The organism is Kribbella sp. NPDC104218, assembly GCF_055584105.1.
This window is the reverse complement of the sequence record NZ_JBVJMQ010000002.1, coordinates 968,490-992,953: the sequence shown is the minus strand read 5'-3', so window position 1 is coordinate 992,953 and position 24,464 is coordinate 968,490. Positions and strand designations below refer to the sequence as shown.

25 protein-coding genes are annotated in these 24,464 nt (G+C 70.0%); 11 read left to right on the top strand and 14 right to left on the bottom strand.

Annotated elements, in window-relative coordinates:
* Window position 1: 1 nt before the first annotated feature.
* From mreD to ACZ6ZD_RS20505, 5 genes are all read left to right on the top strand, one after another.
* Window positions 2-535: a rod shape-determining protein MreD gene (gene mreD / locus ACZ6ZD_RS20525; protein WP_465674365.1), complete on the top strand. Its 534-nt coding sequence runs from the start codon at window positions 2-4 to the stop codon at window positions 533-535.
* On the top strand, window positions 532-2,589 hold the full coding sequence (mrdA, locus tag ACZ6ZD_RS20520; protein ID WP_465674364.1) for a penicillin-binding protein 2: 2,058 nt from the start codon (window positions 532-534) through the stop codon (window positions 2,587-2,589). Before mreD ends, mrdA begins: the two co-directional genes overlap by 4 nt.
* Complete coding sequence (gene rodA / locus ACZ6ZD_RS20515; protein WP_465674362.1) at window positions 2,589-3,755, top strand: rod shape-determining protein RodA; 1,167 nt, start codon at window positions 2,589-2,591, stop codon at window positions 3,753-3,755. The genes mrdA and rodA overlap by 1 nt, the downstream gene beginning before the upstream one ends.
* Window positions 3,756-3,834: 79 nt before the next feature.
* Window positions 3,835-4,554 carry a hypothetical protein gene (locus tag ACZ6ZD_RS20510; protein ID WP_465674360.1) on the top strand — a complete coding sequence of 240 codons (720 nt, stop codon included), beginning with the start codon at window positions 3,835-3,837 and terminating at the stop codon, window positions 4,552-4,554.
* A 55-nt stretch (window positions 4,555-4,609) separates the two neighbouring features.
* Window positions 4,610-5,053: a carboxymuconolactone decarboxylase family protein gene (locus ACZ6ZD_RS20505; protein WP_465674358.1), complete on the top strand. Its 444-nt coding sequence runs from the start codon at window positions 4,610-4,612 to the stop codon at window positions 5,051-5,053.
* Window positions 5,054-5,122: 69 nt separating this feature from the next.
* Here the strand turns inward: ACZ6ZD_RS20505 and ACZ6ZD_RS20500 are convergent, their stop codons facing one another.
* Entirely contained in the window at window positions 5,123-5,572 is a 450-nt protein-coding gene (locus ACZ6ZD_RS20500) for an Lrp/AsnC family transcriptional regulator (RefSeq protein WP_171671154.1), read from the bottom strand.
* Between the two features lie 78 nt (window positions 5,573-5,650).
* On the opposite strand from ACZ6ZD_RS20500, the gene ACZ6ZD_RS20495 reads away from it, so the two are divergent.
* The 5 genes from ACZ6ZD_RS20495 to ACZ6ZD_RS20475 are packed head-to-tail and all read left to right on the top strand — an operon-like array spanning window position 5,651 to window position 9,843.
* Window positions 5,651-6,061 carry a DUF2000 domain-containing protein gene (locus ACZ6ZD_RS20495; protein ID WP_465674356.1) on the top strand — a complete coding sequence of 137 codons (411 nt, stop codon included), beginning with the start codon at window positions 5,651-5,653 and terminating at the stop codon, window positions 6,059-6,061.
* An 11-nt stretch (window positions 6,062-6,072) separates the two neighbouring features.
* The gene (locus tag ACZ6ZD_RS20490; protein WP_465674354.1) at window positions 6,073-6,819 is read left to right on the top strand and encodes an alpha/beta fold hydrolase; all 747 of its coding nucleotides are present in this window, start codon (window positions 6,073-6,075) and stop codon (window positions 6,817-6,819) included.
* A gap of 10 nt (window positions 6,820-6,829) precedes the next feature.
* Complete coding sequence (locus ACZ6ZD_RS20485; RefSeq protein ID WP_465674352.1) at window positions 6,830-7,435, top strand: hypothetical protein; 606 nt, start codon at window positions 6,830-6,832, stop codon at window positions 7,433-7,435.
* A complete protein-coding gene (locus ACZ6ZD_RS20480) occupies window positions 7,432-7,857 on the top strand; it encodes a hypothetical protein (protein WP_465674350.1) in 426 nt (141 codons plus the stop codon). The genes ACZ6ZD_RS20485 and ACZ6ZD_RS20480 overlap by 4 nt, the downstream gene beginning before the upstream one ends.
* 54 nt (window positions 7,858-7,911) lie before the next feature.
* Window positions 7,912-9,843 carry a TIGR03960 family B12-binding radical SAM protein gene (locus tag ACZ6ZD_RS20475; protein WP_465674348.1) on the top strand — a complete coding sequence of 644 codons (1,932 nt, stop codon included), beginning with the start codon at window positions 7,912-7,914 and terminating at the stop codon, window positions 9,841-9,843.
* On the opposite strand, the gene ACZ6ZD_RS20470 is transcribed toward ACZ6ZD_RS20475, so the two are convergent.
* The 11 genes from ACZ6ZD_RS20470 to ACZ6ZD_RS20420 all read right to left on the bottom strand — a co-directional run bounded on the left by ACZ6ZD_RS20470 (window position 9,840) and on the right by ACZ6ZD_RS20420 (window position 22,269).
* On the bottom strand, window positions 9,840-10,667 hold the full coding sequence (locus ACZ6ZD_RS20470; RefSeq protein WP_465674346.1) for a hypothetical protein: 828 nt from the start codon (window positions 10,665-10,667) through the stop codon (window positions 9,840-9,842). The two genes, ACZ6ZD_RS20475 and ACZ6ZD_RS20470, sit on opposite strands and share 4 nt — an antisense overlap.
* The gene (locus tag ACZ6ZD_RS20465; protein ID WP_465674344.1) at window positions 10,664-13,135 is read right to left on the bottom strand and encodes an Hsp70 family protein; all 2,472 of its coding nucleotides are present in this window, start codon (window positions 13,133-13,135) and stop codon (window positions 10,664-10,666) included. Before ACZ6ZD_RS20465 ends, ACZ6ZD_RS20470 begins: the two co-directional genes overlap by 4 nt.
* Window positions 13,128-13,643, bottom strand: coding sequence for a hypothetical protein (locus ACZ6ZD_RS20460; protein WP_465674342.1), 516 nt, complete (start codon window positions 13,641-13,643; stop codon window positions 13,128-13,130). The genes ACZ6ZD_RS20465 and ACZ6ZD_RS20460 overlap by 8 nt, the downstream gene beginning before the upstream one ends.
* On the bottom strand, window positions 13,640-14,665 hold the full coding sequence (locus ACZ6ZD_RS20455; protein ID WP_465674340.1) for a serine/threonine-protein kinase: 1,026 nt from the start codon (window positions 14,663-14,665) through the stop codon (window positions 13,640-13,642). Before ACZ6ZD_RS20455 ends, ACZ6ZD_RS20460 begins: the two co-directional genes overlap by 4 nt.
* Window positions 14,662-15,813 (bottom strand): hypothetical protein, encoded by a 1,152-nt coding sequence (locus ACZ6ZD_RS20450; protein ID WP_465674338.1) that lies wholly within the window; start codon window positions 15,811-15,813, stop codon window positions 14,662-14,664. The genes ACZ6ZD_RS20455 and ACZ6ZD_RS20450 overlap by 4 nt, the downstream gene beginning before the upstream one ends.
* Before the next feature lie 94 nt (window positions 15,814-15,907).
* Window positions 15,908-16,279: a hypothetical protein gene (locus ACZ6ZD_RS20445; protein WP_465674336.1), complete on the bottom strand. Its 372-nt coding sequence runs from the start codon at window positions 16,277-16,279 to the stop codon at window positions 15,908-15,910.
* A gap of 49 nt (window positions 16,280-16,328) precedes the next feature.
* On the bottom strand, window positions 16,329-17,666 hold the full coding sequence (locus ACZ6ZD_RS20440; protein WP_465674334.1) for an HAD-IA family hydrolase: 1,338 nt from the start codon (window positions 17,664-17,666) through the stop codon (window positions 16,329-16,331).
* 15 nt (window positions 17,667-17,681) lie between these two features.
* Window positions 17,682-18,764: a M28 family metallopeptidase gene (locus tag ACZ6ZD_RS20435; protein ID WP_465674332.1), complete on the bottom strand. Its 1,083-nt coding sequence runs from the start codon at window positions 18,762-18,764 to the stop codon at window positions 17,682-17,684.
* A 158-nt stretch (window positions 18,765-18,922) separates the two neighbouring features.
* Entirely contained in the window at window positions 18,923-19,090 is a 168-nt protein-coding gene (locus ACZ6ZD_RS20430; protein ID WP_465674330.1) for a hypothetical protein, read from the bottom strand.
* A gap of 110 nt (window positions 19,091-19,200) precedes the next feature.
* Window positions 19,201-21,408 carry a DUF8189 domain-containing protein gene (locus tag ACZ6ZD_RS20425; RefSeq protein ID WP_465674328.1) on the bottom strand — a complete coding sequence of 736 codons (2,208 nt, stop codon included), beginning with the start codon at window positions 21,406-21,408 and terminating at the stop codon, window positions 19,201-19,203.
* Window positions 21,409-21,627: 219 nt separating this feature from the next.
* Window positions 21,628-22,269, bottom strand: a complete 642-nt coding sequence (locus ACZ6ZD_RS20420; protein WP_465674326.1) for an SDR family NAD(P)-dependent oxidoreductase — start codon at window positions 22,267-22,269, stop codon at window positions 21,628-21,630.
* Between the two features lie 57 nt (window positions 22,270-22,326).
* Between ACZ6ZD_RS20420 and ACZ6ZD_RS20415 the strand changes: the two genes are divergently transcribed.
* Entirely contained in the window at window positions 22,327-22,617 is a 291-nt protein-coding gene (locus tag ACZ6ZD_RS20415; RefSeq protein ID WP_465674324.1) for a winged helix-turn-helix transcriptional regulator, read from the top strand.
* Here the strand turns inward: ACZ6ZD_RS20415 and ACZ6ZD_RS20410 are convergent.
* Window positions 22,614-23,492, bottom strand: a complete 879-nt coding sequence (locus ACZ6ZD_RS20410; RefSeq protein ID WP_465674322.1) for a prephenate dehydratase — start codon at window positions 23,490-23,492, stop codon at window positions 22,614-22,616. The two genes, ACZ6ZD_RS20415 and ACZ6ZD_RS20410, sit on opposite strands and share 4 nt — an antisense overlap.
* A gap of 38 nt (window positions 23,493-23,530) precedes the next feature.
* The gene (locus tag ACZ6ZD_RS20405) at window positions 23,531-24,337 is read right to left on the bottom strand and encodes a lysophospholipid acyltransferase family protein (RefSeq protein WP_465674320.1); all 807 of its coding nucleotides are present in this window, start codon (window positions 24,335-24,337) and stop codon (window positions 23,531-23,533) included.
* Between the last annotated feature and the right edge of the window lie 127 nt (window positions 24,338-24,464).

Sequence of the window (24,464 nt, the reverse complement as noted above, 5' to 3'; positions counted from 1 at the left end):
CGTGATTGCACTACGCATCGGGCTGGCGGCCCTCTTCTTGATGCTGGCCGTCACCATCCAGACATCCGTCCTGACCAATATCGCCGTCGCCGGGGTGACGTGTGACCTGGTGCTGATCGTGGTGATCGCGCTCGCGCTGTCCCGCGGCCCGGAGTGGGGTGCGATCTCCGGCTTCGTCGGCGGCCTGCTGCTGGATGTCGTCCCGCCGGCCGATCACACCGCCGGTCGCTGGGCGCTCGCGCTGGCGATCGCCGGCTACGTGGCCGGGCTGATCCGGCGAGAGACCTCGGCCGGTCCGGTCGGGCCGCTCGGCGTCGCGCTCACCGTGGTCTTCGGCTCCGCGCTCTCACTGCTCATCTACTCGGGGACGGGCGCGCTGCTGCACGACCCCGCGGTCGACTGGGGGCAGTTCGGCGTCCGCGTCGGGATCGCCGCCGGGTACGACGTCGTCGGCGCGATCGTCGTCATCCCGCTGGTGATGTGGGTGATGTCGCGGTTCACCGCGGCCCGTGAGCGGCGGCGGGTGGTCTCATGAGCTTCGACTACTTCGAGACGCCGTTGAAGGCGCGGTTGCGGTTGTTCGTGATCGGCGTGCTGGTCTTCTCGCTGTTCTGCACGCTGTTCGCGCGGCTCTGGTACATGCAGGTGATGTCCAGCGCGGACTACAGCCAGGCCGCCACGCAGAACCACACCCGCCAGGTGCTGGTGCCCGCGCCGCGCGGCGTGATCGTCGACGCCAAGGGCCGGACGCTCGTCGGTAACCGGGTGTCGCTGGTGATCACCGTCGACCGGTCGGTGCTGGCCAAACTGCCCGACGACCAGCAGACCCAGGTGATCGCCCGGCTGGCGAAGGTGCTCGGCCAGACGCCCCAGGAGCTCAAGGCGCGGACGATGCTCTGTGGTGAGCCCGGAGCATCGAAGCCGCCCGCCTGCTGGAACGGGACGCCTTACCAGCCGATCCCGGTCGCCAAGGATGTCAGCGAGCAGGTCGCGATCGAGGTGATGGAGCGCCGGGAGGACTTCCCCGGCGTCGGCGCCGACTCGCAGACCCTGCGCAACTACCCGGCGCCGTACCAGGTGAACGCGGCGCACATCCTCGGGTACCTCTCGCCGATCACCACCGCCGAGCTGGACAAGTTCGACAAGTCCGGGCAGGACTCCGTTCCGCACCGCTCCGACCTGGTCGGCCGGGCCGGCGTCGAGCGGACGTACGACGCGATGCTGCGCGGCGCGCCCGGCGTGAAGGACGTCATCGTCGACGCCGTCGGCTACACGACCGGGGTCGAGAAGCAGACCGCGCCGACGCCGGGGGCGACCGTGGTCAGCTCGATCGACGCGCGGATCCAGGCCGCGGTCGAGACGCAGCTGCGCGGCGCGCTGTTCACCGCCCGCAAGCAGTACGACAAGATCACCAAACGCAACTACGTCGCCGACTCCGGCGCCGCCGTCGTGATGGACACCAAGACCGGCCGGGTGATCGCGATGGCGAGCTATCCCGACTACGACCCGGGCGTCTGGGTCGGCGGGATCAGCCAGCGTGAGCTCGACGCGCTCTACTCGCCGAAATCCGGGACGCCGCTGGTGTCGCGGGCGCTGCAGGGCCAGCTCGCGCCCGGCTCGACGTTCAAGCCGATCACCACCGCGGCCGCGCTCGGCGCCGGGTACAGCCCGAAGACCCGGCTGGACTGCTCCTCGTTCCTCGAGGTCGGTGACCGCCGCTTCAAGAACTACGAGTCGGCCTCCTACGGGATGATCGGGTTCGACCGCGCATTGGCGATCTCGTGCGACACCTTCTACTACCGGATCGCCTATGCGCTCTGGCTGCGCGCCGGCGGCAACTCTGGTGACATCAACGCGCGGGACCCGCTGGTCGAGATGGCGAAGAAGTTCGGCCTCGGTACGCCGACCGGGATCGACCTGCCCGGTGAGGTGTCCGGCCGGATCGCCGACCGGAAGTGGAAGAAGGAGTACTACGACGCCCAGAAGGACTACTACTGCAAGCTGGCCGACAACCCGCCCGCCGGGACGTCGGCGTTCCTGAAGCAGTTCTCCCGCGAGTTCTGCGTGGACGGCTACCGCTACCGCGCGGGTGACGCGGTGAACTTCTCGATCGGCCAGGGCGACACCACGATCACGCCACTGCAGCTCGCGGTGATCTACTCCGCGCTCGCCAACGGCGGCACGTTGTACGAGCCGCGCGTCGTCCAGTCCTGGAAGGGCGCCAACGGCAAGAACCACGTGATCAAGCCGACCGTGAAGGCCAAGCTGCCGGTGTCGGCGAGCAATCTGCGCTACATCGACAAGGGCCTCAAGGAGACCGCCCGCAGCGGGACGGCGGCCTGGAAGTTCACTGGCTTCCCACTCGACCAGGTCCCGGTCCGGGCCAAGACCGGCACCGCCGAGGTCTACGGCAAGCAGACCACCTCGTGGATGGCGGCGTACACCGATCGGTACGCCGTGGCGATGATGCTCAGCCAGTCCGGCACCGGTTCGGGCGCGGGCGGCGCGGCCGTGCGGAAGATCTACGAGACCCTCTACGACATCAAGTCCACGCCGCCGCCGGCCAAAGACCCGCAGAAGAACCCGTGATGGCGCAGCTCGCCCCGATCCGGACCAGACCGCGGATGGACCGGCGGTCCACCGTCTGGCACATCGACTGGGTCCTGGTGCTCGGCGTCGTCGCGCTGTCCGCGATCGGTGCGCTGCTGATCTGGTCCGCGACCCACAACCGGACGTCGCTGACCGAGGGTAACCCGCACTACTTCCTGCTCCGGCACGCGCTGAACTTCGTCATCGGGCTGGTGCTCGCGATCGGCGCCGCGGTCACCGACCACCGCCGCGTCCGGCTGCTCGCCCCGGTGCTGTACGGCGCCTCGATCGTCGGGCTGATCCTGGTCCTGGTGCCCGGCGTCGGCTCGGTGATCAACGGCTCCCGGTCCTGGATCCAGCTGCCGTGGATGTCGATCCAGCCCAGTGAGTTCGCCAAACTCGCGGTGATCGTCGGGATGTCGCTGCTGATCGCGGAGAAGGGCGAGACCGACCGCAACGACAGCGCCCGGACGATCGACATCGCGCAGGCGATCGCGGTCGCCGCGATCCCGGTCCTGCTCGTGCTGCTGCAGCCCGACCTGGGCACGGTGATGGTGCTCGGCGCGATCGTGTTCGGCATCATCGCGGTCTCCGGGGTGCCGAAACGCTGGATGCTCGGCATCGTCACGGCCGGCGTGCTGATCGCGACCGTGGCGATCCAGCTGCAGATCCTCAAGGATTACCAGATCGATCGGTTCACGAACTTCGCGCGACCGGAGCAGGACCTGCAGGGCAGCGGGTACAACGTGAACCAGGCCCGGATCGCGATCGGCAACGGCGGCGTCTTCGGCCAGGGGCTGTTCAGCGGCGGCCAGACGCAGAACGCGTTCGTCCCCGAGCAGCACACCGACTTCGTCTTCACCGTCGCCGGTGAGGAGCTCGGCCTGATCGGGGCCGGCGCGATCATCGCGCTGTTCGCGCTGATCCTGTTCCGCGGGCTGCGGATCGCGATCAACGCGCGGGACGCGTTCGGCCGGCTGGTCGCGACCGGAATCGTGTGCTGGTTCGCGTTCCAGGCCTTCGAGAACATCGGGATGACCCTCGGCATCATGCCGGTCACCGGGCTGCCGCTGCCGTTCGTCTCCTACGGCGGATCGTCGATGTTCGCCGGTCTGCTCGCGATCGGTCTGCTGCAGAACATCCACCTCCGGTCGCACACCTTCTGATCCGGTACGCTGCACCCTGCTCGGCCGCCGGTGGACATGCTGTCCACGATGCGGGTGTTTCCGCCACCCAAGGAATTCCATGACCAGGTTCCTGTCGTTTCCCGTTGCCCTCACCGCCGTCCTCACGCTCACGCTGACCGCGTGCGGCGGCGCCGACCAGGGCTCGACCGCGGCGCCGTCCGATCCGCCGCCGTCCGTCGCGCCGTCCGATCCCGGCGGCCCGGTCACCAGATCCGATGAGAGCCTCGCCAAGGGGTTGCTCGAGCTCAGCGACCTGCCGGCCGGCTTCACCCGCGAGGAGGACGAGCGGGGGAACGGCACCAAACTGTTCGGCTCGTCGAGCAACCGCTGTAAACCGCTGGTCAAGCTGATGAACGCGACCAAGGCCCCGGGTGCGGAGTCCACCGCGACCCGCTCGTTCTCCGGCGGTCCCGCCGGTCCGTACCTCGACTTCGGCCTGGACGCGATGGGCACGGCCGAGAACGTCGCGACGCTGCGGGCGAAGTACGCCGACGCCGTCACCGCCTGCTCGAAGATCTCCCTGCGCTCCGAGAACGGCGGCAGCACGGTGATGCAGGTCGACCTGCTGACCGCGCCGGAGTTCGGCACCGAGCCGCTCGCGTTCCGGCTGATGGGCGTGGACGGGCCGCGGCGCGGTCTGGAGTACAACACGTTCGTCGCCGGGATCGGCGATGTCGCGCTCTCGGTCGAGGTGATGGCCGGCGACGAGCAGATCCTCGCGACCGCCGCCGAGACCGCCGTCGCCAAGGCGCAGTCCGGGCTCGGCTCCGGTCAGTGACCGAGGTCACCCCGCCCGGTGTCACAGCCAGGTGGGGCCGTCTTGTCGAGTTGGTATGGAACAACGCATCGACATGACCAAGGCGATGCCCGGCGGCGTGAAAGCCGTCTACGGCATCGAGGGCTACCTGCAAGGCGTCCTCGACCACACCCTGCTGCACCTGATCAAGGTTCGCGCCTCGCTGATCAACGGCTGCGGCTTCTGTATCGACATGCACACCAAGGACGCGCTCAAGGAGGGCGAGACCGCGCAGCGGCTGTTCGGCCTGGCCGCCTGGCGTGAGGTCTCGTTCTACGACGACCGGGAGCGGGCCGCGCTCGACCTGACCGACGTGGTGACCAAGCTCGGCCCGCACGGCGTCCCGGACGACGTCTGGAACGCCGCCGTCGAGCAGTTCGGCGACGAGGGCACGATGAACGTCGTGCTCGCCATCGGCACCATCAACCTGTGGAACCGGCTCGCGATCGCCACCCGCACCCAGCCCCCGGTCACCGCCTGACGGGATCGGGAAGATCCCGGGGACGCGCGGGGCACAGGGCGCGTCCCCGGGATTCCGGAACGGGGGCGGTCAGAGCGGGAGCACCGTCGTCCGGTGGTGGTGCTCGAAGACGACGGAGCTGCGGATGTCGGCGATCTCCTGCCGTTTGGCCAGGTCGAGGACGAGGTCGCGGAGCGCCTGGGTGTCCTTGACCGCCACGTGCGCGAGGAAGTCGCTGCCGCCCGAGACCATGAACATGTCCAGCGTCTGCGGCAGCCGCACCACGTAGTCCTGGAAGGCGGTCGCCTTGGCCATCGCCTGCGGGCGGAGCTTGATCGAGATGATCGCCTGGGTGGACCGGTCGATGGCCTGCAGGTCGACCGCGGCGTGGTACCCGCTGATCACCCCGCGCTCCCGGAGGCCGCGGATCCGCTCCAGGCAGGTCGACGGCGCGATGCCGAGCTCGGCGGCCATCTCCCGGTTGGTCCGGCGCGCGTCGTTCTGCAGGATCCGCAGCAGCGCCGTATCAAGTTCGTCCATACCCACGAGTTTCGCAGATCCGCCGAACGACGTTCGGTTCGCGAGCGAGTACGCCGTACGTCGAGCTAGGTTCTCCTCGTGCTGACGAACAAGATCGTGGTCGTAATCGCCGCTGAGGCGCCCGTGGGCGTCGCCCTGAACACCGCCGCCCTGCTCGGCGTCGCGCTCGGCCGGCATCACGACGACACGGTCGGCGCGGACACCGTGGACGCCGCCGGCGGGCCGCATGCCGGGATGTCGGCGTACCCGATCCCGGTCCTGCGCGCGTCGGCCGAGCGCCTTCACGAGCTGCGGGAGCAGGCGGCCGCGCGGCCCGAGGTGATCGTGCACGACATGAACCAAGTCGCGCAGCAGGCGCGGTCGTACGACCAGTTCGCCACGACGCTCAGCGGCACCAAGCCGGCCGACATCGAGTACTTCGGCCTCGGCCTCTACGGCCCGCGCCAGGCCGTCGACTCGCTCACCGGTTCGCTCGCGCTCTACCGGTAATACTGGGCTGCATGCGACTTGCGTACACCGAAACCGGTCCTGCTGACGCGCCCGTCGTCCTGCTGGGTTCCTCACTCGGCGCGGCGAGCGGCATGTGGGCGCCGCAGCTCGACGCCCTGAGCGCGCAGTTCCGGCTGATCGCGTTCGACCACCGCGGCCACGGCGCCTCCGAGGCGCCACCCGGCCCGTACTCGATCGACGACCTCGGCAACGACGTGATCGAGCTGCTCGACACGCTCGGGGTCGAGCAGGCGTCGTACGTCGGGATCTCGCTCGGTGGCGCGATCGGCCTCTGGCTCGCCCAGCACGCCCCGGCCAGATTCCACCGGTTCGCGATCTTCTGCCCGCCGGCCAACCTGGCCGCGAACCCGCAGCCCTGGCGGGACCGCGCCGCCCAGGTCCGCGCCGACGGGACCCAGGCCATCACCGAGGCGACCCTCGGCCGCTGGTTCCGCCCCGACTTCACCGGCGAGATCGAGCCCGTCCGCCAGATGCTGCTCAACACCTCTGACGAGGGTTACGCCGCCTGCTGCGAAGCCCTCAGCGCCACCAACCTGATCCCCGACCTGCCCGCCATCACCGCCCCCGTCCTCCTCGTGACCGCGGACTCCGACACCAGCGTCCCACCCGAAACCGTCGTCCCCCTCGCGGCCCAGATCCCCGGCGCCCACCTCGAGATCATCGAGAACGCCGCCCACCTGGTCACCTACTCCCATCCCGACATCGTCAACCCGCTCCTCCGCACCCATCTCGGCTAGCGTTGCCCTGGTGAAGGATCAAGCCGCCCGCCATCGCGGCAGCCTGCCCGGCCTCGCCGTCGCGTTCGGGATGTTCGCATTCCTGCTGGCCGACGGCGCCGAGGCGAACCCCGTGGCCGCGTTCTTCATCGCGGCGGTCGCTGTCGTCGTCCTGTTCCTGCTGGTTGTGGCCGGCTACGCCGTACGCCGGTCGGTGGTGCGTGGGTCGCTGAGCCGCTTCAAGGTGCAACTGGCCGGGCAGTTGGAGCTCGCCGACCCGTCGCTCACCGGCCCTGGGACGGCGGCTGGCCGGCCGGGCGGCGGGCTGTTCAGCCGGCGCACCGTGCGGTACCGGCAGGTCGACCCGGCGGAGTTCGTCCGGGCCCTCGATGCATTCCTCGTCGCGGCCGACGCGGAGTCGCCTGGCCGTCAGCGCCTCTTGGAGGACGATCTACTCGGCGCGGCGGGCGCCCCGGAGTCCAGCCGGGGGCTGTTCCTGAACCGGCTGCTCGTGACGGGCGCGTACTCGCCGGTCAGCTCCGAGCTCACCGTTCTGGTCGCAGCGCTCGGCACGGCGACGCCGGAGCAGTTGCAGTACGTCGCAACCGTCGTCCGAGCCAGGTGGGAGCTGCGGTGATCGACGATCTGGGCAAGCTGCTGGACCGGGTGTCCGCGCCGGCCGACCTCGCGGTGATCCTCCTGCTCGGCCCGCTGGGCTACGTGCTCGACGCCGGGCTCGACGTGGTCGGCTTCCTCGCACCGAGTTATGTCGCGATCGGCGCTGCTTGCGTCGGGCTCGGAGTGAAGAAGGTGGTTGACGTCCGTTGGGACGGCCGGACCGAGCGAAAAACTCTGCTGCAGCGTCGGCAGCAGGTGCGCGCTCGGGCCGAGGGGCTGTGTGAGCGGCTGAGGGCCGCAGGGGTCTCGGCGGACCGGTTGACGAACGAGCTCACGCTGCACGAGCTCGGGATCACGACTGACGAGCAGCTCGAGTGGGCGCTCGGAGAGGCGCTTGCGGAGTACCGCCGGGTGCCGGTGCGGCCTGCGATTCCGGAGTAGGGCACCTGCGGCGCTAACCTGGTAGGCGCTCCAGTTGCCGACCGGAAGTGCCTGATGACTGTCGAATCGCTGTTCCCGCGCCTGGAGGCGCTGCTGCCGACCGTGCAGAAGCCGATCCAGTACGTCGGAGGTGAGCTGAACTCGGTCAGCAAGGACTGGGACGCCGCCTCTGTGCGCTGGGCGCTGATGTATCCGGACGCGTACGAGGTCGGCCTGCCGAACCAGGGTGTGCAGATCCTGTACGAAGTGCTGAACGAGCGCGAGCACCTGCTGGCCGAGCGGACGTACTCCGTCTGGCCGGATATGGAGGCTGTGATGCGGGAGCACCAGATCCCGCAGTTCACGCTGGACAGCCACCGGCCGGTGCGGGCGTTCGATGTGTTCGGCCTGTCGTTCTCGACCGAGCTCGGGTACACGAACATGCTGACCGCGCTCGATCTGGCCGGGATCCCGCTGTACGCCGCCGACCGGACCGACGAGGACCCGATCGTGCTGGCCGGCGGGCACGCGGCGTTCAACCCGGAGCCGGTCGCCGACTTCGTGGACGCCGCCGTCCTCGGCGACGGCGAGGAGATCGTGCTGGCCATCTCCGAGGTGATCCGGGAGTGGAAGGACGAGGGCTCGCCGGGCGGGCGCGACGAGGTGCTGCTGCGGCTGGCGAAGACCGGCGGGGTGTACATCCCGAAGTTCTTCACCGTCGAGTACCTGGCCGACGGCCGGATCCAGCGCATCGTCCCGAACCGGCCGGGCGTCCCGTTCCGGACGGCGAAGCACACCGTGATGGACCTGGACGCGTGGCCGTACCCGAAGAAGCCGCTGGTGCCGCTCGCGGAGACCGTGCACGAGCGGTTCTCGGTGGAGATCTTCCGCGGCTGTACGCGCGGCTGCCGGTTCTGCCAGGCGGGCATGATCACCCGGCCGGTGCGGGAGCGCAGTATCACCACGATCGGCGACATGGTCGACAACGGCCTCAAGCAGACCGGCTTCGAGGAGGTCGGCCTGCTCAGCCTCTCGTCGGCCGACCACACCGAGATCGCGGATGTCGCGAAGGGCCTCGGCGACCGGTACGAGGGCAGCAACGTCTCGCTGTCGTTGCCGTCGACAAGGGTCGACGCGTTCAACATCACGCTGGCCAACGAGTTCTCCCGCAACGGCCGGCGCAGCGGGCTCACGTTCGCGCCCGAGGGCGGCTCGGACCGGATGCGCAAGGTGATCAACAAGATGGTCACCGAGGAGGACCTGATCCGCACGGTCGCGGCGGCGTACAGCCACGGCTGGCGGCAGGTGAAGCTGTACTTCATGTGCGGGCTGCCGACCGAGACCGACGAGGACGTGCTCGCGATCGCGGAGCTGGCGAAGAAGGTGATCGCGACCGGGCGGGAGGCCTCGGGCCGCAACGACATCCGCTGCACGGTGTCGATCGGCGGGTTCGTGCCCAAGCCGCACACACCTTTCCAGTGGGCCTCGCAGCTCGGCGTCGAGGAGACCGACGCGCGGCTGGCGAAGCTGAACCAGGCGATCCGGTCGGACAAGAAGTACGCGAAGGCGATCGGCTTCCGCTACCACGACGGAAAGCCGGGCATCATCGAAGGTCTGCTGTCCCGCGGTGACCGCCGGGTCGGGCGGATCATCGAGGCCGTCTGGCGTGACGGCGGCCGTTTCGACGGCTGGAGCGAGCACTTCTCCTACGAGCGCTGGATCGCCTGCGCGGAGCAGGCGCTCGCCGAGTACCCGGTCGACCTGGCCTGGTACACGACCCGCGAGCGCGAGTACGCCGAAGTCCTGCCCTGGGACCACCTGGACTCCGGCCTCGACCGCGACTGGCTGTGGGAGGACTGGCAGGACGCCCTCGAAGCGGACGGCGCCCTCGAGGTCGACGACTGCCGCTGGACGCCGTGTTTCGACTGTGGCGTCTGCCCGCAGATGAACACCGAGATCCAGATCGGCCCGACCGGCAAGAAGCTCCTGCCGCTGTCTGTCGTCTAGACCGACAGCAGCAGACTCACCGTCCGGTTCCGCGCTTGCCCCGGGAACAACGGTCTGCCCTGATCACCTGACGCCAGCGTCAGTCTGGTCAGCGGCAGGCCGCTCGCGGTCGCGATCCGCTGCGCCGCCACCCGGGCCCGAGCCAGCGCCATCCCCGACCCGCCGCTGCTCTCACCGCCGGGCACGACGACTGATTGCCCGACCACCGTGATTACCGGCACCTCCCGCAACCGCGGCGCCAAACGCTCCAGCACGGCCAAACTTTCGGGTGCGAACGCCGTCCCCTCCGTGAACAACCCGCGCTCGAACACCACCCGCAAGGCCGCTCCTTCTCGCCGTACTTGCACGCCCGGCATGCGCACCGCGGCCGCGATCGCCTCCAACCGAGCTGCCCGCTCTCGCTCCCGAGATGCGTCTTCCGAAGGCGCCGTCGTCGTCACGGTCACTGTCGTCGGTGAAACCACCGGCACCACCTGAGCCGCGGGCTCCCCGCGACCCGAGACCGCGACCGCGGTCCCGTACGCCGTCCCGCCCACAGCAACCGCTGCCGCCAGCAGCACCCCCACCGGCCGCAGCACCGGCCGCCCGCGAACCCGACCTCGCAACACCTTCCGGGCGAGGGCGCGCTGCGGTTCAGCTTCCGGCAGACCTGCCCACAGGTCGTCGGCCTCTTGCCAGCGACCGAGCTGGGCGAGGATTCGGGCCCGCAGATCGATGGCTTCGGGGGAGTCCTGAGCGGCCAGGAGCTCGAGGGCTCGGGTGTGGTTGCCCGCTCGGGCGGCGCGGGCCGCTTCGGAGTGAGCGAGTTGCTGGGAGAGGTTCATGAGCGGACCAGGCCGACGACGGTGGATTGGTGCGACTGGGGAAGCAGCCGGACGAGCTGCTGGCAGATGATGGTCAACTCGTGTTCGTCACCGCGCGCGGCCGCCGAACGGCCGGCAGCGAGCAGGCGCTTGGCTTCGGCGGCGGGCCGCATGGAATCCGCGCTGAGGGCCAGCTGGTTGAACAGGCGGATGACGAAGCCGGGCTGACGGCGTTCCAGACCGATGAGGAACGAGACCAGGTTGTCGGTCTCGCGTTCGATGGCGCGGAGGTCTTGGCGATCGAGGGCGTCCTGGGCGCGGACCCGCAGGTCGGCGAGCTCCGCCCGGTCGTCGGCGCGGCCGACGCGCTCGGTCAGTTCGCCGGCCTCGGCGAGGACCTCGCGCAGCTCACGCTCCTTCGCCGGGCGCTGCGCGGCCTCGTCGATGTCGTCGAGCTGTGCCTGGACCTCGCGCAAACGCTCCTCCGCCGTGACCGCGGCGCCCGCATCGGACGTCGCCGCCCGCACCTGCTCGCGGGTCGTCGCCAGCGTGCCCTCCTCCTGCAGCCGGGCCAGCCGCTGCTCGACCTCCGGACTCGTGGACGCCGTCCGCCGCGCGGCCGCGATCCGCTCCTCGACGTCCGCCAGCTCGGCAGCGAGCTCGTCGGCGTCCGGCGTCCGGATGTCGTCCAGATCGATCTCCGCCTCGAACTGCGCCGAGATCAGCGGGACGTCGGCGACCACCGTGACCAGGTTCGACTCGTCGACCTCGAACGTCACCTCGACCTCGGTCCCGGCCGGCAGGTCGATCCGGATGTCGACCGGCCGGATCTGCAACACCCCGACCTGCCGGTTCCGGTCGGCCCGATCCCGTTCGCCCTGGACGACGGGGATCCGCACCATCGCTCCCGGATCGGAGCGGTTGAACGCGTGCGACGTCCGGAACACCTCGCGGACCCGGGTCGGCACCGCCGTCCCTTTCCGTACCAGCGGGGAGAACTTCTGATCCGCCAGCGCGATCCCGAGCGAGTGCGTCAGCCGCGCTCCGCCGAACTCCACCTCGCGATGGGTGATTGAGAACTTCCCGCCGACCAGCGGCAGCGGCGCGCCGTTCGCGTCCAGCAGCTCCACGGTGAAATGCGACGTCCGGTGCTCGTCCAGCTCGACCTCGGTCGCGAACGCGCCGACCCGGTTCACCGTCACCTGCCCGGTCCGGAACGGCGGCCGGCCCTCCGGATTCGCGATCACCACACTGTGCCCGGCCCACTCCGCCGCGCCGCTCAGCCGCCCGGCCACCGTCGGCCGGGTCGTCGTCGAACTCGGCTCGTACGCGAGCTCCACGCCGTACTCACCGGCGCGCACCACGGACGTCGAAGCCGGCCGCCGCATCGTCCCCGCGAAGATCGCCGCCCCGCGGGCGACCACGGTCGTCGGGTCGATCCGGGTGTCCAGCTCGATCGGCAGCCCGTGCACCGGATCGGTCAGCAGCGCGCGCAGACCGGGCGACAGCGTCGCGCCGCCGACCAGCAGCAGCCGGTCGATCGCCTCCGCGCCGAGCCCGCTCTCGGTCAGCGCCTCCCTGCAGAGGTTGACCGCGCGGGCGTAGTACGGCATCGCGACGCCGTCCAGCGCATCCTTGGTGAGGCTGAACTCGAACGACTCTTCGTTGCCGTCGACAACCAGCTCCAGCAGCAGCTCGGTCCGCTCCCGGCTCGAGAGCTGGATCTTCGCCTGTTCGGCGGCCGCCTTCAAGCGCCCGAAGTTGCCGCGCCAGCGCGGGTTGTCGCGCCGGAAGTCGGGCAGCCCGAGGTCACGCGCCGCGGCCGGTGCCAGCAGCCGCTCGACGATGGCCCAGTCGATCAGCTTCCCGCCGAGGTACGGGTCGCCGGCGTGGTTGAGCACCCGCAGGTCGCCGTCCCGCTTGCTCACCACGGCCGCGTCGAACGTGCCGCCGCCCAGGTCGAAGACCATCCAGTACGCGCGTTCGTCGGCGTCCTCGAAGCCGTACGCGAATGCCGCCGCCGTCGGCTCCTGCAGCAGCGGCACCGAGCCGGTGAAGCCGGCCAGCCGGGCCGCCTCCAGCGTCGCCTTGTTCTGGTTCAGCGCGAACGCCGCAGGCACGGTGATGACGGCCGAGTCCGGAGCGGTCCCGGCGTACCGGGCGGCGTCGGCGCGCAGCGTCTTCAGCACCTCCGCCGACAGTTGCGGCGCGCTCAGCGTGACCCCGGCCTTGCCGAACGTCCGGCTCGCGTCCGCCAGGCCCATCTCGAGTTTGAACTCGATCGCGACGTTCTCCGGGTCGGTCTCGGCGCGGTGCCGGGCCCGGCGGCCGACCCAGACCGTGTCGGCCTTCGGCAGCCAGACCGCGGACGGCGTGATGTCGGACTGGTCGTCGTTGTTCTTCAGGATCCGGACGTCGTCGTCGCCGGCCACCGCGAGCGCGCTGTTCGTGGTGCCCAGGTCGATCCCGAAGTCGATCGTGTCACGCATGGTCGTCGCCCACCTTCGTCGGCTCGTGGTCGGTTGTCGGTCGGGCGACGATGACTTCGCCGCGCTGGATCTGCCGGTCGCGGTAGTAGACCGACGGGCGGACGGTCTCGACGATCGTCTCCTCGCGCACCGCCGGATCGTCCTGGTAGACCAGGACGTCGAGCGCCCGTCCGGCGTTGAACGTCGTCCCGTCGTGCTCCTGGACGACGAGGCCGGCTTCGGCGAGCGCCTCGGCGGACGTGCGCAGATAGCGGCCGGCCTGGCGGCTCTCGGCCGTCCGGCCGGCCTGGCCGAGCTTGCGCTGTGCGCGCCACAAACTCGTCGCCGCTTCCGCCAGTGCTCTGGTGTCGGGTTCGTCGACGGGCTCCGGGACGGTCTCGAGTAGCGTGACCAGCTCTGCCAGCTCCGCGCACTGCTCGGCGCTGAAGCTCGGCTCGGCGACGCGTATCTCTCGGTGCTGCCGCCACTGCCGGAACCTCTCGGACCAGCGTTGTGTCCGCCGGCTCACCAGATCACTCCCTTTCGCCACCGCGCTACGTCCAGCCAGTACTGCGTCCGCAGCTCCGGGCATAGCGCGAACGCCTCTTCCATCACGTCGACTGCCCGTTCCAACGCCCCAGCTCCAGCCAGGTCAGTTGCCTCCGCAGCCAGCGCCTCCGCGCGTTCCGCCGGCGCTAGCGTCCTCCGCCGCCAGGCGTCCAGCTGTGCTGTCAGGGCGACGGCGGACTCCGTCCGGTCGATCGGCTTGGGTGCTAGTGCGGCCAGCACGATGTCGTCCAGCCCGGAATCGATCCGTGGGTCAAACGAGCTGGGCGCGTGCGGACGCCGTTCGAACCGTGGGCCTGACCAGCGGGTGACATCCGTGCCGTCGTCGTACGGGAGCAGGCCGGTCAGCAGCAGGTAGCCGATGACGCCGATCGACCACACGTCGGAGGAGGTGGAGTAGCCGAAGTCTCGGAGTACTTCGGGCGCCATGAAGGCGTAGGTGCCTTGGGCGCTGGCAAGGAGCGTGATCGGGTTGGCGCTCTTGGCCAGTCCGAAGTCGGAGACGCGAACGCGCAGCCGGTCGCCGTCGTACCCGTACATCACGTTGGCCAGGGTCAGATCGCGGTGCAGGATCGGCGGCACCCGTTCGTGCGCTGCGGCCAGGCCGGCGGCGAGCTGCTCGATCACCTGGACGGCGAGCGCGGGCGGCAGCGCGGGCCGGTGCGCTTCGAGCAGCTGCTGCAGCGTGCCGCCGGCGACGTACTCCATCGTGAAGTAGCCGCGCGGACCCTCGCTGGTCGTTACGACGCCGGCATCGAACAGCCGGACGATGTTCGGGTGGCCGAGCGTCGACAACAGCCGGGCCTCTTCCAGCAGCGCATCGGTCCCCTCAAGGGAGGACACCTCGCGAAACACCTTCAGCGCTTGGAATCCCAGGTGCTCGTGCCGCACTCGATACACCTCACCGAACGCGCCGGAGCCGAGCCGGCGGTCCACTACCAGCGCCTCACCGACCCGATCGCCCGGCGCGAGCAGCGCGGTCACGCGAAGATCCAGATCAGCAGGAGGGTGAGGGCGAAGAGCACGCCAAGCATGATCAGGAACCTGACGAAGAACTGGCGGCATCCGGAGCCCTGCTGTGCGTACGCGTAGTAGGGGTCGTTGTAACGCGAGGCGTAGCCACGCGCGAGGCTCTCGGCCACGCTGCGGTTCTCCGCGATCTTCGCCTGCATGGACGGCGTTCCGGCGTACCCGGCAGCCTGGTTGAACAGGTCCATGATCCGGCGGTCGGTGACCGAGCCTTCGTTCGCGATGTAGACGGCGCTGTTGTGGTAGACGAGCGCGATGTCGTCGCGGAGTGTCCTGGTGCGCTGGTGTTGCTCCGACGGCTGCAGCACCTCCAGCCGGCGGTAGACCGGGAGCACGCTGCGGTCCAGCTCGGCGATCACCGGGTCGATGTGGCGCTGTCCGGCCTGGAGTCTGCGGAGCAGCGCGACTGTTGCGTCCTCGGCGCGCTCGTATTGCGGGCGGAGGGCATTGGTGACCAGCTGCTGGGTGGCTGCGCCTGACACGCCCCAACTAGTCAGAATCCGCGCAGTGCGGTCGGGGTAGTCCGCAGTGGTCGCCAGATCGAGTAGGGGACCGGCGAGCGTGGTTGGAAGCTCAGCACGGATCAGATCGATCGCACCGGCGGCCAACTGCCAGTCGTCAAGAGCCAGCACCCGTGTCCGCAGGTGCTGCCAGAACTGCGGGTTGGCGATCGTTGTGGCCCAGTGGGTATCCGCAGCGTTCCAGACGGCGCCAACTGTTGGTACGCGAACCGTCGGCGGTTCCAGCAGCATCTCGATCGCTGCGGCGTGCGATTGGACGGCGCGGTCGTGCACCTGGTGCAGTTTGAGGTCGCAGCCGCAGTCCGCGTCCGGCGCTCCCCAGGGGCCGAACACCTCGTCGACCAGGCGCCGCCGCGGGTCACCGAGCAGCCGGTCGAACGCCGTCCGCAGCTCGTCCGGGTCGGTCGATCCAGTGGTCTGGAGGTCCGCACCGACTTCGAGCACCGCTGCGACGTGCTGCTGACGCCGCCGCGTCGTCCGCCGGTCGACGCTAGTCGGCAGCCCGGTGAGGTGAAACGCGTTGCGCTGGTACAGGTCGCGGTTGGCGATCTCGCGCAGTGCGCTCAGGACGGCATCGGTCACCTGGAAAGCGTGACCGCCGGACGGCGTCCGCAGTGGATGGTGACCTCAACAGGACACCGGGCCTGCGGGCACAGGCCCCGGCGTCCTGTGGTGCTCAGCTACAACCGAAGTTGACGTCCGGAGTGGTCTCGGTCTGCCCTTGCCAGCGAGCCACGCCCTTCCAGTACCCGCAGTCCGTGCCGGGCCCGAACCAGGCCGCGCCCCCGGAGTACGCGTTCGCCTCATCGAACTTGGTGAACGGCCCACCGGCACTGTCACCCCGGTGCAGCTCGACAAGCACCTCGGTCACACTGGTCGAGCACCCATCCAGCGACACCGCGACGTACAGCATCCCGGCGCTCGAGTACACGCCGTCCGCGATGTGCAGGTCGCACGCCTGCGCCCCACTGCCCGTCGCCTGCGCCGGCCCGGCCGCCAGGCCAACCGCCGCCACCGCCGCCAGCGCAGCTCCCAGAAGCTTCTTCATCCCCAGTCCTCTCGGTTATAAAGTAACAAGAGGGCAGCAGGTTAAGTCATTACATTACGAAGGTCGAGCCTTTCGATCCCACCGAAAGCACGACCTCCGAGAGGGGGCGGTGGTCGGCGCCGGGGAGGACCAGGCCGGCGCTGGTGAGGGTCTCGGCGGCGACGTACGGGTTGGGGATGGCGACCGCGTACATGCCTGCGGCCTGCGCGGCGGCGACGCCGTGTGCGGTGTCCTCGACGGCGATCGCGGCGCTGCCGGGAAGGCCGAGGCGCCGCAGGGCGAGCTGGTAGATGGCCGGGTCGGGTTTGTGGGCGGCGACCTCGTCGCCGGTGACGATCAGATCGAAGAGGTCGAGGGCGCCGACCCGCTCGAGGTGACCGCGGACCCAGCGCCGCGGTGAGCTGCTCGCGATCGCGACCTGCAGGCCGAGGTCCCGGGCCGTCGTCAGCCAGTCGTGGATCCCCGGGCGGAAGGTCAGGTCGGCGTGCAGACGGTCGCGGTGGGCGGTTCGGCGGGCGTGGCTGGCCGCGCGGTCGAAGCCGGTGCCGACGGCGGCCGCGAGGACGGCGTACCGGTCCTCGGTGACGTCGCCGCCGTGGCCGGGCCAGAAGGCGGCCATGTCGAGTTCGAGGCCGTGGTGCGCCCATTCGGCTTGCCAGCTCTCGACCATCGTCGTCTCGGTGTCCATCAGGAGGCCATCGAAGTCGAAGACGACGGCGCGGATGGGGGACGGGACCAGGCGGGTAGCCAGCCGGTGAAGCCGGCTGGAGGTGAGGCCGATGGCGGTGAGGTAGTTGCGGACGCCGCCGTACTCGGCGTCCAGGTGATCGAGGGCGCCGAGGATCGTTTCCGGTCTGGTGCGGGCGAGCTCGGGGGAGTTGTGGAGTTCGAGGTTGACCTCGCTGATCGCGTAGTCGGCGGCGATGGCGGTTCGGGGGACGCCGACCAGGTCGAGGAGGAGGGCGACGGTCAGGCCGGTGCGGTCCTTACCGGCTCGGCAATGGATGACGACCGGGCGATCGGCCGGGGCGTCGGCGATGGCTTGGAAGACGCGGGCGATCGTGGTCGCGTTCCGGGTCAGGCTGTTGCGGTAGATGTCGACGAGGCGCGGTTCGGCGTCCGGGTCGCGTCGCGCTTCGGCCGCCGGGTCGATCCAGGGGAGACGTATGTACGCCGGATCGGTCGCGAACGGGTGCGGGTGCGTTAGCTCGTGGTCCGAACGGAGGTCGAGGATGAGGCCGGGGGCGACGGCGGTGAACTCGCGGCGGCCGGCGTCGTCCAGGAGGTCTGGGGAGTCGGTGCGGTAGAGGGCGCCGGGCGGGGTCGGTACGCCGTACCTGGTCGGGAATCCGGCGAGGTCACGGGCGTTGCGGCAGCGGCTCCACACGCGGCCAGCTTAGAGTCAGCCGGTTGCGAAGATGTCGATTCGGCCGGGGCCCCAGGAGACGATCGGGCCGGCTGGGCGCGGGCGGGGGTGGGTCAGGGGCTCCAGCCAGGTGGCTAGCGCGGCGGTGTTCATGCGGAGGATGTCGGCGGCGTAGGCCCAGTCGAGGCGGTTCAGGGTGTCGTTCGCGGTGTGGATGTTGGCGTTGGCGGAGTCGCCGCCTTCGATGGTCAGGACGGCGGGGATGCCGGCGTTGAGGAACGGGACGTGGTCGCTGGCGAACGGGTTCAGCGAGGTCTCGACGGTCAGGCCGGTGTACGTCGCGGCGGCGTTCGCCAGGGTCGTGATCAGGCTCTGGGAGAGTTGGTGGCCTTCGAGCAGCACGGTCGGGGTGGTCGTGTTGCGGGTCGCGATCATGTCGAGGTTGAGGACGGCGCGGATTCGGCTTCGCTCGGCCGGTGGGAGCGCGGCGACGTACTGCTTGCTGCCGTGCAGTCCCTGCTCCTCGCCGCCGAACAGGATCAGCCGGACGTCGTGCCGCCAGCTCCCGCTCGCCAGCACTCGCCCCAACTCCAGCACTCCGGCGGCCCCGCTCGCGTTGTCATCCGCCCCCGGCGCGGACGCCGCGGCCCCGCCCGCATGGTTCACCGAATCCAGGTGCGCCGTCACCAGCACGACTCCGCCACCGGCGCCGGCTCGCTCTCCGATCACGTTCTGCGAGCTCTTCGCCCCGACCGTGATCGGCTGCCGGCGCGTTTGGTAGCCCATGGCAACCATCTGCTGGTCGGCCCAGTCCGCCGCCGTCCCGAACGAAGCGCTCGTCGAATGCCGCGTCGGCAACCCCGCCAACCACGAAACCCCAGCCTGGTAAGCCGCCGGATCAACCCGCGCCACCAGCCCCGCCACCCGAGTGTCCTCCCGCGCCCCGACCCCCACGACGCGCTCGACCACCACCCCCGGCTTCAAAACCTCGACCCGCCAGCAGTTGTTCGACCGCCGCCGCGGCCGATCCGCCCCCGAGATCACCAGATGCCGCCCCCGATCCAGCACCGGCGCCACCTCCGGGAACTCCGCCTGAAAACTCCTCCCCACCTGCGTCACCAACAACAACCCAGGAGCCGACCGCGCCCCCCGCCCCACCCGAACCCCCTCCCCACCCCAAACCACCACCCCCTCCCCAACCCAAGCCTCACAAACCCCCTCTGCAGTTGAAGGAGTTGAGGTGCGGCTGGACGGGGAAACGACTCGGTAGCGGATGGTCATGGGGTTTGCTCCCAGCGGATTTCCAGGCGGGTGGGGGTGGCGGTGGTGATGTGGCCGTGGGGGAGGGCGCCGGCGGGGGTCCAGCGGCCGGCGGGGTGGGTGGTGGGGGCGTCGGCGGGGCCGGGGGTGAGGAGGTGGAGGGTGCCGTCGGGGCGGAACTCCACCCCCCGCCGGCCGCGGGCCGGCGGGAAGGCGAAGTCGTCGCGGCGGTAGACGGTGAGTCCGTCGTGATCCTCCTCGAAGGAGTGGAACCACCGGCCGGGGACGTGGGTGCTCAGCTCAGCACCACCTCTCCGATCGACGGCGACGGCTCGGTGGGGATCTCGGTGGGGATGGTGAGTTTGAAGTCCGAGATCGTGCCGCCGAGCGCCTCGTACCCGGTGAGCGACGGCCCCCACGCCGTCCCGTCCCACCACTTGTGGAACAGCTGCTTGTCCGTCCCGGTGACGAACACGTCCAGCCGGTTCGGCCCCCACGAGACGACCCGCGGCTCGTCGGTGCAGACCCCGCCCTGGTACTCCCAGCCGGACCACGTCGACCCGTCCCACCACTGGTGGTAGAGCGCCGAGTCCGTCCCGAGGACGAACACGTCGAGCCGGTTCGCGTCCCACGACACGACGGTGGGCGCCGTCGTACAGACCCCGCCGAGCGACTCCCAGCCGGACCACGCCGATCCGTCCCACCACTTGTGATACAACGCCGAATCGGTGCCGATCACGAACAGATCGAGGCGGTTCGGCCCCCAGGCCACGGCGCGCGGCGGCGAAGCGCAGACGCCGCCGAGCGACTCCCAGCCCGACCAGGCCGACCCGTTCCAGCTCTGGTGATAGACGGCGTTGTCCGTGCCCAGGACGAACACGTCCAACCGATCGGGGCCCCAGGCAACGACCTCGGGCGGGCTCATACAGATCCCGCCCAGGTACTCGTACCCGGTGACCGACGGTCCCCAGGCCGCGCCGTCCCACCACTTGTGGTAGAGCGCCCGGTCCGTCCCGAGGACGAACGCGTCCAGCCGGTTCGGCCCCCAGGTCGCCAGCCGCGGCGGGCTCATACACGTCCCGCCGAGGTACTCCCAGCCGGTCACCGACGGTCCCCACGCGGCGCCGTCCCACCACTTGTGATAGACCGCGTGGTCGCTCCCGAGGACGAACGCGTCCAGCCGGTTCGGCCCCCACGACGCGACCTCGGGCGCGCTCATGCAGATCCCGCCCATGTACTCGTACCCGGTCACCGACGGTCCCCAGGCGGTCCCGTCCCACCACTTGTGGTACGTCGCCAGATCCGTCCCGAGCACGAACGTGTCGAGCCGATCCGAGCCCCACGACACGATCGACCCGGCCGGTTCCGGCGTCCCGGATCCGCCGCCCGACACCGGCAGACTGCTCCGCACCGTGTCCAGACAGGCCTCCATCCGCGCGACCTGGTCGTGGGTGAACATCACCATCCCGCGGTCGTCGGTGTAGTCCATGTAGTTCACGAACAGATCGCCGTTCGGCCCGTTGCTGCACGACAGCTTCGGGAACGTCGGGACGCCGAAGTTCGGACCGCCCTGGTTCGGGGTGTCCGCGACCTCGTCCGTCCCGCTGCAGCCCGTCCCGTCGTCACCCCAGATGTGGAACAGGTTCAGGTAGTGGCCGATCTCGTGCGTCGTCGTCCGCCCGAGGTTGAACGGCGCGGCCGCCGTCCCGTTCGTCCCGAACCCCGAGTGCAGGACGACGACGCCGTCGGTCTCGGCCGGGCCGCCGGGGAACTGCGCGTACCCGAGCAGGCCGCCGCCCAGCTGGCAGACCCAGATGTTCAGGTACCGGTCGGTCGGCCACGGATCGATCCCGCCGGACGCCGACGACTTCACGCCGTCGTCGGTGCCGAACGAGTTCCGCGTCGTCTGCGTCCTGGTGATACCGGACGTCGGATTCCCGTTCGGGTCCTCGGTCGCCAGGAAGAACTCGATCCGGGCGTCCGCGACCAGGCCGCCGAACGGTGCCGGCACGATCCCGAGATCGGCGTTCGTGGCCCGGAAGTCGTGGTTCAGCACCTCGAGCTGACTGTCGATCTGCGCCTGCGAGATGTTCTGCGCGGGCGTCTTCCAGACCACGTGCACCACGCACGGGATCCGCGCGACGCCGCTGAACCGCTGCTGGCGGGACAGGAACAGCGTGGTCGCGTTCTCCAGCGCCGACCGGGTCAGCGCGTACTCCGGCGAGTTCGTCAGCAGCCGCCGGTGCACGTCCATCACACCGCACTGCCGACGCGTCGGGTACTCCGTGCGTTCCGGTCCAGTGCCGCTCATACCGGCGCTGCCGTCCATCCCGGCGCCGCCCGCCGCGCCGCCGCCGCTCATCGCGGTCGACCCGCCCGCCGGGCCCTTCATCGCGTCCCCGCCCGCCGCCGCGTTCATCCCCGCGGCGCCGCCGGTCGCGCTGCTCATCCCCGTGCCCGGCGTGCCGTTCGCCGATACCTTGCCGTTGGCCTTCCTCGGCATGTCCTTCCCCCTAACGCAGGGGGCACCTGAAGCAGGCCCTGACCGTCGATCTCACCCCCAGCGCAAGCCCCGGCCGACGACGATCCCTAACCGTCGCCACCCACCGAACAGCCGGCCCCCAAGTCGCTGCTCTGCCTTCACCATCCTCCGCTCACGCCCCGCACACAACCCCTCGCGCACACTCCGTCAACTTCATCAAAACGCTTGCTGGGCTGACGATCAGAGCGCTCGCAGTATCTCGAGGTCGCCGAGGACGAGCTCCGGCCCCGCGGCCGCGGCCAGCTGCCCGGCGTCCACTTCGGCCGCGACAGTCACCGCCGTGACGTCGACCCCGGTCCCGTCGAGGCTCTTGTGCAAGGCGAGCGTGTAGTTGCGCAAGGCAGCCATCGCCGGACCGACGTTCCCCAGCACAGCCATCGGCACCACCGACGACGCCCCGGTCAGGACGACGATCCTCCCCCGCCCACGCCGCAGCATCGCCGGCAACACCTCCCGGACGGCGACCACCGCGCCGAGCTGGACGTCGAGCTGGGCCCTGACATCGGCAGCGGACGCCGACCGGATGTCGACGATCGGCGCACTCCCCGGCCCGATCAACCACAGCAGTGTGTCGATCTCGCCGTACTCCGCCAGCTCGCGCAGTGCACCAACGAGGCTGGCGGACTGCGTCACGTCAGCAGGGTGCGCCGACGCGGACAGCCCGGCGTCCGTCAGCTCGGTCGTCAGCGCAGCCAGTCGCGCGCGGTCGCGAGCGATCAGCCCGATGTGGTCGCCGTCCTGGCCGAAGCGGTGCGCGACCGCTCGGCCCAGCCCTGCGCCGGCGCCGACGACGGCCGTCACTCCCTTGTACGTTCGTGTCATGCGAACGATCCTCGGCCGCGCCGGTCGGCCCCCGCAATGTGGCACATTGATGTGCCTATGACGGACTGCCAGGAGACGCTGACACTGCTGGACAAGGTGACCGGCCGCTGGGCGCTGCCGATCCTCGGCCAGCTCGCCGAAGGCCCACGCCGGTACCAGGAGCTTCGGCGTGCTCTCCCCGACAGCACCCAACGGATGCTCACCTGGACCCTGCGGATGCTCGAGGATCACCAGCTCGTCGACCGCGCGGTACGCCCGCTCGCCCGGCCCGAGGTGACCTACAGCCTGACCGCCAGGGGAGCGGGCCTGTTCGAGACGCTCAACACCTGGGCCAAGACCCAGACCTAGTGGTGCGGGCGGAGGGCGCGGTTGGCGGCGGGTTCGGCGATCTGGGTGCGGAAGGGGTGGGCGGGGTAGACGCCGAGGAGGCGGACCTCGACGGAGAAGAAGGCGAGTTCCTCGAGGGCGAGGGCGACGTTGGGGTCTTCGGGGTGGCCTTCGATATCGGCGTAGAACTGGGTGGCGAAGAACATGCCGCCGAGCTGGTAGGACTCCAGCTTGGTCATGTTGACGCTGTTGGTGGCGAAGCCGCCGAGGGCCTTGTAGAGGGCCGCGGAGACGTTGCGGACCCGGTAGATGAAGCTGGTGATGATCGGGCCGGAGCCGACCGCCGGGACGACGGGCTCGCGCGACAGGACCAGGAACCGGGTGGTGTTGTGGTGCTCGTCCTCGACGTCGCTCGCCAGGATCTGCAGCCCGTAGAGCTCGGCGGCGGCGCGCGGGGACAGTGAGGCGACGGTCGGGTCGTTCAGCTCGGCGACCTCGCGGGCCGAGCCGGCGGTGTCGTCGGCGACGATCGTCGCCCAGCCGTGCTCGCGGATGATCTTGCGGCACTGACCGAGCGCGTGCACGTGGCTGCGGACGGTCTTGATCTGGTCGATCGACGCCCCGGGGACGGCCATCAGCTGGAAGTGGATCGGCAGGAAGTACTCACCGATGATGTGCAGCCCGGACTCCGGCAGCAGGTGGTGGATATCGGCCACCCGGCCGGCGATCGAGTTGTCGATCGGGATCATCGCCAGCCCGGCGCGGCCGCTGCTGACGGCGTCCAGGGCGTCCTCGAACGTCGTACAGGGCAGCTGCGCGCGCCCCGGGAACATCTCGGTACAGGCCATCGCCGAGTTGGCGCCTGGCTCACCCTGATAAGCGATCGGTCCGTCCACGACCTCCAGAGTAGACCCCGGTCATCTCACCCTACGGATCAGGTGTCCGACTTGCGGACCTTCTTCGGCGCTCCGGTGACCGCCCGGCCCTCCAGCGACTTCGCCTTGGTGGCGTACATGTCGAGGTACTCCTGGCCGGACAGCTCCATGATCTTGTACATGATCTCGTCGGTGACGGCGCGCAGGATCAGCCGGTCGCTCTCCATCCCCTCGTACCGGGAGAAGTCCAGCGGCTCGCCGAACTTGACCGTCGGGGAGGCGAACGAGGCCACCACCTTGCCGGGCGGGGCGACGACGTCCGTCCCGATCACGCCGCACGGGATCACCGGGACCTTCGCCTCCAGCGCCAGCCGGGCCACGCCGGTGCGGCCCTTGTACAGCCGGCCGTCGTGCGAGCGGGTGCCCTCGGGGTAGATGCCGAACAGGTCGCCGCGCTCCAGCACCTTCATCCCGGCCCGCATCGCGCCCTCGGACGCCGAACCGCCGGAGCGGTCGATCGGCACCTGGCCGGTGCCCTTGAAGAACCCGCGCTGGAACCGGCCCTTGATCCCGGCGCCGGTGAAGTAGTCGGATTTCGCCACGAACGTCACCCGCCGGCGCAGCGCCAGCGGCATGAAGATCCAGTCGGCGTACGAGAGGTGGTTGCTCGCGATGATCGCGGCCCCCTGCTCGGGCACGTGCTCGGCGCCGATCACGTTCGGCCGGAAGATCCGCTTCACCGGCGGTCCGACGATCACGTTCCGCAGCAACCAGTAGATGCCCTTGCCGTCACCGTCGGCCGCGGCGTCGACGACCGGGTCTCCCCGGGTCGGTTCTGGCCGTGGCGACTGCGCCGGTTCCGTCATCGATGTCCTCTCCTCACAGTTCCCCGAGTGCTCATGATGCCGTACGACGGCCGGGTCTGCCTCGAAGTCGCCACGCGGAAGGTCCTGACACAGGTCGGTGCGCGTTCGTAAGCTGCTGACGGCACAG